Here is a 14,341-nt window from a genome sequence, read left to right as displayed (position 1 = left end):
GTTTGCCCGATGCTGTCCGACGCCACCCGCGAGAAGCTGAAGCACGTCAGCACCGCGACCCTCGCCACGGCCCTGTTCAAGCGCGGTTTCCGCAACCAGTTCATCCAGAACGTGCACCCACTCGGCTTCAGGGGGGAGAACATGGTGGGGCCGGCCTTCACGCTACGCTACATGCCGGCGCGTGAGGATCTGAACCCCATCACCGTGTTCCTCGATCGGGCGCATCCCCAGCGCAAGGCGGTGGAGGAATGCCCGCCGGGAGCGGTGTTCGTGGTGGACAGCCGCAAGGATGCCCGCGCAGCCTCCGCAGGGTCCATCCTCGTGGCCCGGCTGATGAAGCGCGGCGTTGCCGGGATCGTCACCGACGGCGGCTTCCGCGACAGTCCGGAGATCGCGGCCCTCGACATCCCGTCCTATCACCAGAGGCCGGCGGCGCCGACCAACCTGACCGTCCATCAGGCCATCGACATCAACGTACCCATCGGCTGCGGCGATGCGCCGGTCTTTCCCGGCGACATCATCGTCGGGGACGGGGAGGGCGTGATCGTCCTGCCGGCCCATCTGGCCGACGAACTGGCGGACGAGGCCACCGAAATGACCGCATTCGAGGATTTCGTGACCGAGAAGGTGCTCGAAGGGCGCACCATCCTCGGCCTCTATCCGGCCACAGAGGAACAGACGAAGACGGACTTCGTTGCCTGGCGGAAGGAAAAGGGGCGCTGAGCCAGATCCGAGGGGTCTTGCGGCTCAAGCCGTGATGCAGCCCATTCCGGTCCGGAGATGCCTCCGGGCCGGAACACGCTCAGCAGCCGGCGGCACGGTCATCCTTGAACAGGGACCAGATGGCGACGAACATCGCCGCGATCAGCGGCCCGATGACGAAACCGTTGACGCCAAACAGCGAAATGCCACCCAGCGTCGAGACCAGCACCATGTAGTCCGGCAGGCGCGTGCCTTTGCCGACGAGCGGCGGGCGCAACAGGTTGTCGATCATGCTGATGACGAAGATGCCGATGCCCAGCAGGATCGCGCCCTTCAGATACTGCCCGGACAGCATGAGGTAGGCCGCCGTGGGACCCCACACGAGCGCCGCGCCCACCGCCGGCACCAGCGAGAGCACGGCCATGGACACGCCCCAGAGCAGAGGCGCGCCAATGCCGAGGCCCCAGAAGGCAAGGCCGCCGATCAGGCCCTGCACCAGAGCGATGATGACGTTGCCCTTCACCGTCGCCTTCAGCACGTCGGAGAATTTGGCGAACAGGCTCTCCGTGTGGTGGGGGCTCAGCGGGCTGGTGCGGCGGATCGCGAGGGCCAGAGAGGCGCCGTCCCGGAACAGGAAGAACAGCACATAGACCATGACGCCGAGGCTGACGAAGAGCTGCGCCGTGCCTTGCCCGACGCTCACGGCGCTGGAGGCGATCACCTGCGACGCCTGCCCGAGGAAGGAAGCGAGGCGGCTCTCGATCTCCTTGAAGGTGTCCCCGGTGAAGGGCGGGAGAAGGTCCTTCACGAAGTCCGGCAGCAGATCATGCGCCCGGGCGGTGATCTCGGTCGGATTGAACTGGCGGCTGGAGACCTGCTGGTACAGTTCGCTCGCCTCGCGGGCGAGGGAGGCGAGGATCATCGAGCCGGGTATCACCACGATGCAGATGCAGGCCAGCACGCTCAGCGCCGCTGCGAGATTCGCGCGGCCGCCGAGCAGGCGGGTCAGCCAGCGGTTCAGGGGATTGAAGAGGATGGCGAGGATCACCGCCCAGAGCAGCGCGCCATAGAAGGGCAGGAGCAGCCAGGCGAAGGCCACCGAGACGAGGACGATGAGGGCCAGGAAGCTCCCCTGCTGGACGTTCGGTGACGACATCTGGGACGGGGCCCTCTCTTTTGGTCCTGCGCCGGTGCAGGTGTCCGCAGCCGCACACCAAACGCACGCGGTGCCATCCCTGCATGTAGACGGATGGAGGGCCGCCGTCACGTGCCGCGGCCCTTAGGAACGCCGCGGGCCGCTGCGTGTCGTCTCGTTCGGGGCGAAGGTGGGCGAAGCCGTCCACGCGTGGCGGTGTTGCCGCGACCACGCCGTTTATCAATCCAAAAAATGGAATGATCCATGCCGAATGCGGCGCTGACCGGTATGGGAGAGTGCGTATCGTGTGGCGTCACGGCCCCTGTGCCGCACGGTCAAGAACGGCCCCAGCCGTCGACGGCCGGAGGAAATGCCAGATCGCCGCTTCAGGTCGCGAGCGTCGGAAAGGGGCGTCCCGCCAACGGGTTCCCCACAGCTTGATACGCCTTCACGGGGCACGTCCGCGCGCGCTCGCGTCCGCGCCAACAACAATGCGCCCCGGTCTACGGGGCGGGAGCAAACGCCAGCCCAGGGAGACAGGCCGTGGCCATCTCGACCGCTTATGCCGCGCAGGCCCGCAGCCGCGCGCGCTACTGGATCGTCTTCGTCATTTTCGCGGTTACCGTGCTCAATTATGCCGACCGCGCCATCATTTCCATCGCCGGGGCGCCCCTCGCCAAGGAGTATGCCATCGACCCGGTGGCCATGGGCTACATCCTCTCCGCCTTCAGCTGGTCCTATGTCGCCGCACAGATCCCCGGCGGCTGGCTGCTCGATCGCTACGGCACCAAATGGGTCTATGCGGCGGGTATCTTCTTCTGGTCTCTCTTCACCTTCATGCAGGGCTGGGTCGGCTTCTTCGGCGCCGGCGGGGCGATCATCGCGCTCTTTGCCTTCCGCTTCATGGTGGGCATTGCGGAGGCTCCGTCCTTCCCCGGCAACGCCCGGATCGTCGCCGCCTGGTTCCCCACAGCCGAGCGTGGCAAGGCCTCCGCCATCTTCAATTCGGCACAGTATTTCGCGCCCGTGCTGTTTGCCCCGCTCACCGCCTGGGTGACGCAGGAATTCGGCTGGCGCTATGCCTTCATGTTCATGGGCGTGATCGGTATCGCCTTCGTGGTCGTCTGGGCGAAGGTCATTCACGGCCCGAAGGATCATCCCGGCATCAACGAGGCCGAGCTGAACCACATCCGCGAGGGCGGCGCCCTGATGGAAATAGGCGCGTCGCCCAAGGACAAGGGCGCGCCGGCTTGGGGCTATATCAAGCAGCTCCTCTCCAACCGGATGCTGCTCGGGATCTATCTCGCTCAGTACTGCATCAACGTCATCACCTACTTCTTCCTCACCTGGTTCCCCATCTATCTGGTGAAGGAGCGGGGGATGACCATCCTCAAGGCGGGTATGGTGGCCTCCCTTCCGGCGCTCTGCGGCTTCATCGGCGGCGTGCTGGGCGGCGTGATCTCGGACGCCATCCTGCGGCGTACCGGCTCGCTGACGCTGGCCCGCAAGATTCCGATCATCGGAGGCATGCTGCTGTCCATGACCATCATCGGCTGCAATTACGTGCAGACGGAAGCCTTCGTGGTGGGCCTGATGGCGCTGGCCTTCTTCGGCAAGGGCATCGGCGCGCTGGGCTGGGCGGTGGTCTCGGACACCTCGCCGAAGCAGATCGGCGGCCTCTCAGGGGGCCTGTTCAACACCTTCGGCAACATGGCCGGCATCACCACGCCGATCGTCATCGGCTACATCGTGCAGGGCACCGGCTCCTTCAACGGCGCGCTGCTGTTCGTGGGCATCAATGCCTTCATCGCCATGGCGGCCTATCTGGTCATGGTGGGCGAGATCAAGCGCGTCGAACTGAAAGACGCCTGATCGCAAGGCTGGCGGTGCTGCTTGCACACGGGCGGTCCTGCGACCAAGACTGGCCGGTCAGGCCTGAGATGCCGCGTCGCTGGGCCAGCCAGCCGCGCGGCATCGTCATGTCCTCAGACCGCCAGCGAGAACCGGCCGGGACAGGAGCGTCATGTTCGATCTCAACCAGATCCGCTGCTTTGTCGCGGTGGCGGAGGAACTTCACTTCGGCCGCGCCGCCGAGCGCCTGAACATGACGCAGCCGCCGCTGAGCCGTCAGGTGCAGATCCTGGAGCGCATCCTCGACGTGGCGCTGTTCGAGCGCACCAGCCGTTCCGTGCAACTCACTCCCGCCGGCCGCAGCTTCCTGCCCGAGGCACGCCATCTGCTGAAGCTCGCCGGCAACGCGGCGCTGGTTGCCAAGCGCGTGGCTGCCGGCAAGGCGGGCTCCATCCGCATCGGCTTCACAGCCGCCTCGGCCTATTCCTTCCTGCCCGACCTCGTCGCCGCCTGCCGCACGCAACTGCCGGATGTCGATCTGGCGCTGAAGGAGATGGTGAGCGGCGAACAGCTTGAGGCGCTGGGGGCGGGCGAGATCGACGCCGCGCTGCTGCGCCCGCCGGTGCCGGCGGCGGGCATGGGCTTCTTCCGCGTCGCCTCCGAGCAGTTGCTGGCGGCGGTGCCGGAGGCCCATCCGCTGGCCGCGAAGGACACCCTGACGCTCGATGATTTCATCGAGGTGCCGCTGATCATGTACGATCCCTATCAGGCCCGCTATTTCCACGATCTGGTGGCGGAGCTGTTCTCCGGCGCCGGCTTCCTGCCGCGACCCGTGCAGCATCTGACGCAGGTGCATTCCATCCTCGCCCTCGTCCGCTCCGGGCTGGGTCTCGCGCTTGTGCCGGAGGCGGCGCGGAACCTCCATGCGACGGGCGTGATGCTGCGCCCCGTTGCGGCGCGCGCCCCGCGACCAGTGGAGCTCTTCCTGGGCTGGCGGCGCGACAATGCCAATCCGCTCCTGCCCATCCTGCGCGACATCGCCCGCGGCCTGCCGGAGAGTGGCGCGCGGTCGTAACTGATCCCAAAAACGCATCGATCCATGCCGTATTTGGTCTGACTTGGCATCGATCCGGCAGTACCACTGATGCTGGTTTCAGCGGCCCGAGACAAGCGCCGCTCTCCCAGGCGAGGACATGAGATGACCAAGATGACCCCCCGCGAAATGGCGCAGACCCTGGGCTCCGGCCTCCTGTCCTTTCCGGTGACGCCTTTCCATGCCGCTGACTATTCGTTCAACGAAGCGCAGTACCGGCAGAATATGGACTGGCTGTGCGGGTACAAGGTCGCCGGTCTGTTCGCGGCGGGCGGCACCGGCGAATTCTTCTCGCTGACGCCGGCCGAGGTGGAAAAGGTCGTCACCGTCGCGGTGAACGAGACGCGCGGCCGTGTGCCCGTGCTCGCCGGTGCCGGCTATGGGACGGCCATCGCCAAGGATCTCGCCGTTGCCGCCGAGCGCGCGGGGGCCGACGGCCTGCTGCTGCTGCCGCCCTATCTGGTCAATTCCGAGCAGGACGGCCTGATGGCCCATGTGGAGGCGGTCTGCGCCGCCACCAAGCTCGGCGTCATCGTTTACAATCGTGACAATGCGGTACTGACCGAGGACAGCCTTGCCCGCCTCGCCGAGCGCTGCCCCAACCTCGTCGGCTACAAGGACGGCATTGGCGACATCGAACTGATGGTGCGCATCCAGTCCAAGATCGGCGACCGCTTCACCTACGTGGGAGGCCTGCCCACGGCCGAGACCTTCGCGCTGCCCTATCTGGAAATGGGCGTCACCACCTATTCCTCGGCGGTGTTCAATTTCGTGCCGGAATTCTCCACCGCCTTCTATGCCGCGGTGCGCCGCCGCGACCGTGATGCGGTGGCTGCCGGCCTGAAGGATTTCATCCTGCCGCTGCTCGCCATCCGCAATCGCAAGAAGGGCTATCCGGTCTCCATCATCAAGGCCGGCATGAAGGTGATCGGCCGCGACAGCGGCCCGGTGCGCCCGCCGCTGACCGATCTCACCCCCGCCGAGATCGACGAACTCGCCGCGCTTGTGGCTGCCCTGCCCAACGGGGGGCTTATCTCGCGCGCCGCCGCGGAGTAAATCGTTCGTATTCAAATGATCCAGGCGGGATGCGACCATGAGTGAAATTGCGTTGAACTATATCGCCGGGGCGTGGGTGTCGGGGGCTTCGGAGACGAAGAACATCAACCCCTCCGACACCAATGACGTTGTAGGCCATTACACGCAGGGCTCGCGGGCCGATGCGGAGCAGGCCATTGCCGCTGCCGCCGCCGCCGCGCCCCGCTGGGCGCGCTCCACGCCGCAGGAGCGGCACGACGTGCTGAAGAAGGTGGGAGACGAAATCCTCGCCCGCCGTGAGGAACTGGGCCGCCTGCTCTCCCGCGAGGAGGGCAAGACCCTGCCGGAAGGCATCGGCGAGGCCGCTCGCGCGGGCCAGATCTTCCTGTTCTTCGCCGCCGAGGCCCTGCGCCTTGCCGGCGAGAAGCTCGCCTCCGTGCGTCCGGGCCTTGATGTGGAGATCACCCGCGAGGCCGTGGGCGTCGTCGGCATCATCGCGCCGTGGAACTTCCCGATCGCCATTCCGGCCTGGAAGATCGCGCCGGCGCTCGCCTATGGCAATGCGGTGGTGTTCAAGCCGGCCGATCTCGTGCCCGGCTCGGCCTATGCCCTGTCCGAGATCATCTCCCGCGCCGGCCTGCCGGCGGGTGTGTTCAATCTGGTCATGGGGCGCGGCTCCGTGGTCGGTCAGGCTTTCCTCGAAAGCCCGAAGGTGAACGCCATCACCTTCACCGGCTCGGTGGAGACGGGCCGCAAGGTGGCGCAGGCCTGCGTCCTCAACGACCCCATGAAGAAGTTCCAACTGGAGATGGGCGGCAAGAACCCGCTCGTGGTGCTGGACGACGCCGACCTTGCGGTGGCGGCGGAATGCGCGGTGAACGGCGCCTTCTTCTCCACTGGCCAGCGTTGCACGGCCTCGTCCCGCTTCATCGTGCAGGAGGGCATTCATGATGCCTTCGTGGATGCGGTGACCGAGCGCCTGAAGGCTCTAAAGGTGGACAACGCACTGGAAGCCGGCACGCATATCGGCCCGGTGGTGGACGAGAAGCAGCTGGAGCAGGATCTGAATTACATCGAGATCGGCCGCTCCGAGGGCGCCAAACTCCATTGGGGCGGCGAGCGGCTCAATCGCGCGACGCCGGGCTTCTATCTCCAGCCGGCCTTCTTCACCGAGACCACCAATGCCATGCGCATTGCCCGCGAGGAGATCTTCGGCCCCGTCGCCTGCACCATCCGCGTGAAGGACTATGACGAGGCGCTCGCGGTGGCCAATGACACGCCGTTCGGCCTGTCGTCCGGCATCGTCACCACAAGCCTCAAATATGCCAGCCACTTCAAGCGCAACAGCGAGGCCGGCATGGTGATGGTGAACACCCCCACGGCCGGCGTGGATTATCACGTGCCGTTCGGTGGCCGGAAGGGCTCCAGCTATGGCGCCCGTGAGCAGGGACGCTACGCGGCCGAATTCTACACAACTGTGAAGACCGCCTACACCAACGCGGGCTGAGCGGCGCCGCGCCAATAACAAGAACAGGCGCGTGCCAGACGGGAGGACACAGATGACGTACCAGGGCCCGGCCGGGGTCGAGACCCCGCGCACCATCAAGGTCCACGAGAGCGACAATGTCGCCATTGTGGTCAACAGCTTCGGCCTCAAGCCCGGCACCGATCTGCCCGATGGCACGCGCCTCGTGGAATTCGTGCCTCAGGGCCACAAGGTGGCCCTGACCGATATTGCCGATGGCGCGCCCATCCTTCGCTATGGCGAGGTTATCGGGCGTGCCGTTGGCGACATCCCGCGCGGGGCGTGGGTGGAGGAATCGCGCGTTGCCATGCCCGTTCCGCCGGACCTTTCCGCGCTGGAAAAGGCCACCCGCATTCCCGCCTCGCTGCCGCCGCTGGAAGGCTATACGTTCGAGGGCTACCGCAATCCGGACGGATCGGTGGGCACCAAGAACATCCTCGCCATTTCCACCAGCGTGCAGTGCGTGGCCGGAACGCTGGATTTCGCCATCAAGCGCATCCGTGAGGATCTGCTGCCGCGCTATCCCAATGTGGATGACGTGGTGGCGGTGACGCACGCCTATGGCTGCGGCGTCGCCATCGGTGCCCCGCAGTCGGTGGTGCCCATCCGCACCCTCCAGAGCCTCGCCACACATCCGAACTTCGGTGGCGAGGTGATGATCGTCTCGCTGGGCTGCGAGAAGCTCCAGCCGGAGCGCCTGCTGCCCGAGGGCAAGGAGGGCATCGTCCGCCTGCAGGATGAGGCCTTCCACGGCTTCGATGCCATGATCGGCGCCATATTGGAGATGGCCGAGGCGCGGCTTGAGGTGCTGAACCGCCGCACGCGCGAGACCGTGCCCGCGTCCGAACTGGTGGTGGGCCTCCAGTGCGGCGGCTCGGACGCTTTCTCCGGTGTCACCGCCAATCCCGCGCTCGGCTATGCCGCCGACCTGCTGGTGCGGGCCGGGGCGACCGTCATGTTCTCGGAAGTCACCGAGGTGCGCGACGCCATCCATCTGCTCACGCCGCGCGCTTCCACGCCCGAGGTGGCCGACGCGCTGATCCGCGAGATGGCCTGGTATGACGACTATCTGGAGAAGGGCGGCGCCGACCGCAGCGCCAACCCCTCTCCCGGCAACAAGAAGGGCGGCCTCGCCAATGTGGTGGAGAAGGCGCTCGGCTCCGTCGCCAAGTCAGGCTCCAGCGCCATCGCGGGCGTTCTGGCCCCCGGCGAGAAGGTGAAGCAGAAGGGGCTCATCTTCGCCGCGACGCCGGCCAGCGATTTCGTCTGCGGCACGCTTCAGCTGGCCTCCGGCATGACGCTTCAGGTCTTCTCCACGGGCCGGGGCACGCCCTATGGCCTTTCCGCCGCGCCGGTGATCAAGGTCGCGACGCGTACGGACCTTGCCCGCCGCTGGCACGACCTCATCGACCTCGATGCCGGCCGCATCGCCACGGGCGAAGCCACCATCGAGGAAGTGGGCTGGGATCTTTTCCGCCTCATGCTCGACGTGGCCAGCGGCAAGGTGAAGCCCTGGTCCGACAAGTGGGGGCTCTTCAATGCGCTGACGCTGTTCAACCCGGCGCCCATCACCTGACGTCACGGCGGCCGCTCGGCCGCCGTTTTCATTTTCGACCGGACGTTCACTCCGCCGCAGAGCGGAGAACGCGGGCGCTTGCCCGATTACAGCAGGGAGGACACATATGGCGTCGAAGACATTTGCGGCGGGACTTATGCTGGCAACGGTTCTGGGAACCGGGCAGGGAGCGATGGCCGGCACGTTCGTCTATATTTCCAACGCGGACAGCCGCGAGATTTCCGTCCTGTCGCTGGATGAACGCACGGGTGCCCTGACGCCTGTTGCCACCACGCCCACCTCCGGCACGGTGATGCCACTCACGCTCTCGCCGGACCGGCGGCACCTTTACGCCTCGCTGCGCAACGAGCCCTTTTCCGTCACGACCTTCCGGGTGGATGGGGCAACCGGCAAGCTGACCGAGCAGGCGACCGTGCGGCTCCCGGACAACATGGCCTATCTCTCGACCGATCTCACGGGCCGCTATCTGCTGAGCGCGTCCTATGTGGGCAACAAGATCGCCATCAATCCTATTGCGGCGGACGGGAGCGTGATGGAACCGCCAGTGGAGGTGGTGCTGACCGGCAAGAATGCCCACGCCATCCGGGTGGCGCCCTCCAACACCCGTTTGCTGGCGAGCAATCTCGGCAGCGACCAGATTCTTCAGTTCGCCTTCGATCCCGCGACGGGGCGGGTCACCCCCGGCACGCCGGACAAGGTGGAGACGGCGAAGGGCGCCGGGCCGCGCCATTTCGTCTTCAGTCCCGATGGCAGATTCGTCTTCGGCACGAACGAGCTGGACGGCACCGTCAGCAGCTATCGCTATGATGCAGAGAAGGGGGCTTTGACCCTCATCGGCACGGTGAGCGCCGTGCCGCCGGATTTCAAGGGCGGCGCGCCGGCGACGGCCGAAATCAAGCTCACCCCCGACGGCGCCTGGCTCTATGCCTCGGAGCGCACGTCCAACACCATCGCCGCCTATGCAGTGAATGGCCAGACCGGTGCGCTGACCCGAGTGGGCAGTTTCGCCACCGAGGCCCAGCCGCGCGGCTTCGCCATTGATCCGCTGGGGCGTTATCTGATCGCGGCGGGCCAGAAGTCCAACGCGGCCACCATCTATGCCATTAATCCCGAGACCGGGGCCCTGAAAGCCATCGGCCGGCAGGAACTGGGCAAGAACCCGAACTGGGTCGAGATCGTCACCCTGCCCTGAGACGGAAACGGGGCGCGGCCGTGCGCGCCCCGTTGTTTCACACCACTGGCGTCGGCAACTCGCGCCCGGCGAAATGGGCGTCGAGATTGGCAATCACGAGGGCGGCCATGTCCGCCCGCGTCTCGTGGGTGGCGCTCGCCATGTGCGGCGTCAGAACCACGTTCGGCAGGCCGTGGAAGCCTTCCGGAACGTGAGGCTCGTTCTCGAACACGTCGAGCGCGGCCCCGGCGATTTGGCCGTGCTGGACGGCGTGGAGCAGGGCCTTCTCGTCCACCAGAGAGCCGCGCGCCACGTTCACCAGCACGCCCTTCGGCCCGAGGGCCTCCAGAACCGGCCCGTTGATGAGATGGCGCGTCTCCGCCGAGGCGGCGGCGGCGATGATGAGCACATCGCACCAGGCGGCGAGCGCCGCCGGGCTCTCGAACGCCCGATAGGGCACATCCTGCCTGCTGCGGGAGGCATAGCCGATCTCGCCGTCAAAAGCCTCAAGGCGCCTGGCGATGGCCCGGCCGATGCGGCCGAGGCCGACGATGCCGAACTTCTTGCGCGACATCTTGCGGCCGAGCGGCAGGTCGCCCTTCGGCCACTCACCGGCACGCACATGCCCATCGCCCCGCACCAGCTGGCGCAGCGCGGAGATGGTGAGGCCGATGGCAAGGTCCGCCACATCCTCCGTGAGCACGTCGGGCGTGTTGGCGACGCGATAGCCCCGGCGCCTGGCATCGGCGAGGTCCACCTTGTCGAAGCCGACCCCATTGATGGCGACAATCTCAAGGGCCGGCAGCCGCGCGCTCACCGCCGGCGGCAGGCCGATGTGGCCGCCGGTGGCGACCGCCTTGATGGCCGCGCCGTGGGTGGCGAGAAAGGCCTCGGCATCCGCCGCCTCGTGCAGGCGGTGCACCGTGAAGCGCTCCGCCAGATCCGCCTCGAGGGACGGCATCAGCGGGCAGAGCTGGAGCAGGTCGGGCTTCATGGAGAGGTCTCGGCTCACTTCACGTCCGCCTTCACGAACTGGCGCAGTTCTGGCGTCTGGGGATTGGCGAACAGCTCCTGGGAGGGGCCTTCCTCCCAGATGCGGCCCTTGTGCATGAACACCGTGGTGTTCGCGACGCGCTTGGCAAAGCCCATCTCGTGGGTCACGAGGATCATGGTCATGCCGTTGCGCGCGAGGCGCTCCATCACGTTCAGCACCTCTTCGGTGAGCTCGGGATCGAGCGCCGAGGTCACCTCGTCGAACAGCATCAGCTTGGGATGCATGGCGAGTGAGCGGGCGATGGCGACGCGCTGCTGCTGTCCGCCGGAGAGCTGGTCCGGATAGGCGTCGAACTTCTCCGACAGGCCGACCAGTTGCAGCACCTCGCGGGCGGTGTCGTGGGCCTCCTTGGCGGCGACCTTCTTCACGATCTTCGGGGCGAGCATGATGTTCTCGCCCACGGAGAGATGCGGGAAGAGGTTGTAGCTCTGGAACACGATGCCGACTTCCGTGCGCAGGTGGCGGAGCTTCTCCTTGTCCTGCGTCACCTCTTCGCCGGCGATCTCGATGCGGCCGGACTGGATGGTTTCCAGCCCGTTGATGCAGCGCAGGAGCGTGCTCTTGCCGGAGCCCGAGCGGCCGATGAGGGCGACCACCTGGCCGCGTTCGACGGTGAGAGAGACGCCCTTCAGAACCTCGACCGCGCCGAAGCTCTTGTGCACGTTCTCAATGAGAACTTCCGACATTTAACTTCCTCTCGAGCCAGCCCGACAGGCGGGACAGGGGGTAGCAGATGACGAAATAGATGGCCGCAACCGTCAGGAAGACGCGGAAGGGCTGGAACGTCGAGTTGTTGATGAGCTGGCCGGCGCGGGAGAGTTCCACGAAGCCGATGATGGAGGTGATGGAGGTGTTCTTCACCACCTGCACCGCAAAGCCGGTGGTGGGCGGCAGCGCGATGCGCAGGGCCTGCGGCAGGATGATGTGCCGGAACTGCTGTACGCGCGTCATGCCGAGGCATTCGGACGCTTCCCATTGGGGCTTCGGCACCGCCTCTATGCAGCCGCGCCAGATGTCGCCGAGATAGCCACTCACATAGATGCTCATGGAGATGCTGGCGGCAACGAGGGCGGGCAGCTGGAATCCGATGAGGCTCAGTCCGTAATAGGACAGGAAGAGGATCATCAGGACCGGAGAGCCCTGGATGATCTGGATGTAGGTGGCCGTGGCGAAGCGTAGCGGCATCAGCGGTGACACGCGGGCGAGCGCGATGAACAGGCCGGCGATGCCGCCCAGCGTCAGCGCGATGACCGTGAGCACCAGCGTCCAGCGCAGGCTCTCCAGCAGGAAGATGAAGTCGTTGAGACCGAAGGAGCGGACAAGCATGGCTCAGGCTCCTTCCACGGCCGGAGCCAGCTTCAGTTTCGGCCGGCGCTTGAACAGGTACCAGCCGACGAGGGCAAAGATGCCTCGCAGGACCATGGATAGCGCCAGATAGATCAGCGTCGCGATCACATAGACCTCGAAGCTCCGGTAGGACTGGCTCTCGATCTGCGCGGTGACCGAGGACAGTTCCTCGGCGGAGATGGCCGAGCAGACGCTCGAGGCGAGCGTCATCAGGATGAACTGGCTGCACAGCGCCGGATACACCTTGGCGATCGCCGGCGGGATGATGATGTGTCGGTAGATCTGGTAGGTGGTCATGCCCAGCGACTGCCCCGCCTCCACCTGCGAGCGGTGGACGGCATCGATGCCGGCGCGGATGATCTCGGTGGTGTAGGCGCCGAGATTGATTGTCATGCCGATGAGCGCCGCTGCGGTGGCGTCCACCCGCACGCCCAGCACCGGCAGGCCGAAGAAGATGATGAAGAGCTGCACCAGGAAGGGCGTGTTGCGCACCACTTCCACATAGAGCTTGATGATGCGTCCGATCAGCCCGCCGTACATGGCGCGGACGGAGGCCAGCATGATGCCGAGGGCGAGGCCGAGCACGATCGAGCTGACGGACAGCTGGATTGTGAGCAAAAGCCCGCTGAGGAGTTCATCGCGGTAATTGGCGATGACCCCGAACTGGAACTGATAATTCACGATCACCCCCTTTGAGGGATCAGGCGCGACCCTGAAGTCCGCGCCCTGTGGGCGGTCGATGGCCAGAGCCCGCGCCGATCAGATTGCATCGCAGTCTGATCGGATCACGCGTTCTCTTCTTGAGTCTGGAGGGCGATTCACTGACCGGATTGATTCAATCCGCCGGGATGGCGCCCCAAGCGATCAAAAAGGCGGCCGGGCGGGGAGGCCGCGCCCGGCCGCAGGCGCTCAGAAGGTCTCCAGCGGGGGCAGGGGCGTGTCCGTCCACTTGCGGTAGAGCGTATCCAGCTCATCGTTCTTCTTCATGAAGTAGATGGTGTTGTTGAGCCACTGGAGGATCTCGAAGTCGCCGGGGCGCACGGCCATGGAATTGCCCTGCGCATAGATGCTGAAGCCGATCTCGAGCTTGGCATCCGGGTTCTGCTTCGCCACCGAGAGCACCAGCGTCTCCGGCAGGGCCGCAGCTTCAACCTGGCCCGAGAGCAGGGCCTGGGTGGTGATGGAATCGTCCTCGAAGATGGTGACGTTGATGCCGCCGGCGCGGCGCAGCGCGGCCTCCTGCGGCGTGCCGCGGGTGGCGCCGACCTTCTTGCCCTTCAGGGCATCGAGGCTTTCCACCTTCGCGCCCTTGGTCACGACCACCATGTTGAAGGCGTTGTAGGGCATCGTGAACATGACCGAGCGGGCGCGCTCGGGCGTCGGGTTCAGCGTGGCGATGAGGAAGTCCACGCGGCCGGTCTGGAGCGCGGGAATACGGGCTGGCGGCGTCAGCGCCACATATTCCGCCTTCACGCCGAGATATTTGGCGATCAGCACGGCGACATCATAGTCGTAGCCGGTGGGGTTGCCCTTGTCGTCCACCATGCCCATGGGCGGGCCGCCGATCAGCACGCCGATGCGCACTGTGCCGCGCTGGACGATTTCGTTGAGCGTCGTGGCGCTCGCGCTGGCGGCGCTGGCAAGACCGGCGAGGCCGATGCCGGCGGCGACCAGAAGGCCCCGCGTGAGGGATTTCAGGCTCATGGTTTCCTCCCTTTGAGCAGTCCTGTGAGGGTGTCGGGCAGCCGGGATGCGGCTGCGCCCGTCAGAGGCTTTGAAGACGCGGATTGGCGTGCCCGCGGAACGGCGTGATTGTTGATGATCCGGGCGGCGCCGCCGTTCGCGCGCGGCC

13 protein-coding genes are annotated in these 14,341 nt (G+C 66.1%); 7 read left to right on the top strand and 6 right to left on the bottom strand.

Annotation, left to right across the window (positions count from 1 at the left end):
* The first annotated feature begins 9 nt into the window (after window positions 1–9).
* The gene (locus tag DFO45_RS07440) at window positions 10–723 is read left to right on the top strand and encodes a ribonuclease activity regulator RraA (protein WP_133864350.1); all 714 of its coding nucleotides are present in this window, start codon (window positions 10–12) and stop codon (window positions 721–723) included.
* Window positions 724–802: 79 nt separating this feature from the next.
* On the opposite strand, the gene DFO45_RS07435 is transcribed toward DFO45_RS07440, so the two are convergent.
* Window positions 803–1,858: an AI-2E family transporter gene (locus tag DFO45_RS07435; RefSeq protein WP_043879357.1), complete on the bottom strand. Its 1,056-nt coding sequence runs from the start codon at window positions 1,856–1,858 to the stop codon at window positions 803–805.
* 522 nt (window positions 1,859–2,380) lie between these two features.
* Here DFO45_RS07435 and DFO45_RS07430 point away from each other — a divergent pair.
* The 6 genes from DFO45_RS07430 to DFO45_RS07405 all read left to right on the top strand — a co-directional run bounded on the left by DFO45_RS07430 (window position 2,381) and on the right by DFO45_RS07405 (window position 10,109).
* The gene (locus DFO45_RS07430) at window positions 2,381–3,709 is read left to right on the top strand and encodes an MFS transporter (protein ID WP_133864349.1); all 1,329 of its coding nucleotides are present in this window, start codon (window positions 2,381–2,383) and stop codon (window positions 3,707–3,709) included.
* Between the two features lie 151 nt (window positions 3,710–3,860).
* The gene (locus DFO45_RS07425) at window positions 3,861–4,763 is read left to right on the top strand and encodes a LysR substrate-binding domain-containing protein (RefSeq protein ID WP_012171163.1); all 903 of its coding nucleotides are present in this window, start codon (window positions 3,861–3,863) and stop codon (window positions 4,761–4,763) included.
* 123 nt (window positions 4,764–4,886) lie between these two features.
* Window positions 4,887–5,837 carry a 5-dehydro-4-deoxyglucarate dehydratase gene (kdgD, locus tag DFO45_RS07420; protein WP_133864348.1) on the top strand — a complete coding sequence of 317 codons (951 nt, stop codon included), beginning with the start codon at window positions 4,887–4,889 and terminating at the stop codon, window positions 5,835–5,837.
* A gap of 37 nt (window positions 5,838–5,874) precedes the next feature.
* Entirely contained in the window at window positions 5,875–7,323 is a 1,449-nt protein-coding gene (locus DFO45_RS07415) for an aldehyde dehydrogenase family protein (protein WP_133864347.1), read from the top strand.
* A 52-nt stretch (window positions 7,324–7,375) separates the two neighbouring features.
* Entirely contained in the window at window positions 7,376–8,917 is a 1,542-nt protein-coding gene (gene garD / locus DFO45_RS07410; protein ID WP_133864346.1) for a galactarate dehydratase, read from the top strand.
* Between the two features lie 106 nt (window positions 8,918–9,023).
* A complete protein-coding gene (locus DFO45_RS07405; RefSeq protein WP_208299752.1) occupies window positions 9,024–10,109 on the top strand; it encodes a beta-propeller fold lactonase family protein in 1,086 nt (361 codons plus the stop codon).
* 37 nt (window positions 10,110–10,146) lie between these two features.
* Here DFO45_RS07405 and DFO45_RS07400 read toward each other — a convergent pair whose 3' ends face one another.
* The 5 genes from DFO45_RS07400 to DFO45_RS07380 form a co-directional block, all read right to left on the bottom strand.
* Complete coding sequence (locus tag DFO45_RS07400) at window positions 10,147–11,082, bottom strand: 2-hydroxyacid dehydrogenase (protein WP_133864436.1); 936 nt, start codon at window positions 11,080–11,082, stop codon at window positions 10,147–10,149.
* A 14-nt stretch (window positions 11,083–11,096) separates the two neighbouring features.
* Window positions 11,097–11,828: an amino acid ABC transporter ATP-binding protein gene (locus tag DFO45_RS07395; protein ID WP_043879345.1), complete on the bottom strand. Its 732-nt coding sequence runs from the start codon at window positions 11,826–11,828 to the stop codon at window positions 11,097–11,099.
* A complete protein-coding gene (locus tag DFO45_RS07390) occupies window positions 11,809–12,468 on the bottom strand; it encodes an amino acid ABC transporter permease (protein WP_133864345.1) in 660 nt (219 codons plus the stop codon). The genes DFO45_RS07395 and DFO45_RS07390 overlap by 20 nt, the downstream gene beginning before the upstream one ends.
* Before the next feature lie 3 nt (window positions 12,469–12,471).
* A complete protein-coding gene (locus tag DFO45_RS07385) occupies window positions 12,472–13,170 on the bottom strand; it encodes an amino acid ABC transporter permease (protein WP_043880311.1) in 699 nt (232 codons plus the stop codon).
* A 228-nt stretch (window positions 13,171–13,398) separates the two neighbouring features.
* Window positions 13,399–14,193 carry a transporter substrate-binding domain-containing protein gene (locus tag DFO45_RS07380; RefSeq protein ID WP_133864344.1) on the bottom strand — a complete coding sequence of 265 codons (795 nt, stop codon included), beginning with the start codon at window positions 14,191–14,193 and terminating at the stop codon, window positions 13,399–13,401.
* Window positions 14,194–14,341: the final 148 nt, after the last annotated feature.

Origin of the sequence: Azorhizobium sp. AG788 (assembly GCF_004364705.1) — a bacterium.
GTDB classification, from domain to species: domain Bacteria; phylum Pseudomonadota; class Alphaproteobacteria; order Rhizobiales; family Xanthobacteraceae; genus Azorhizobium; species Azorhizobium caulinodans.
This window is presented reverse-complemented; position numbering and strand designations above follow the sequence as displayed.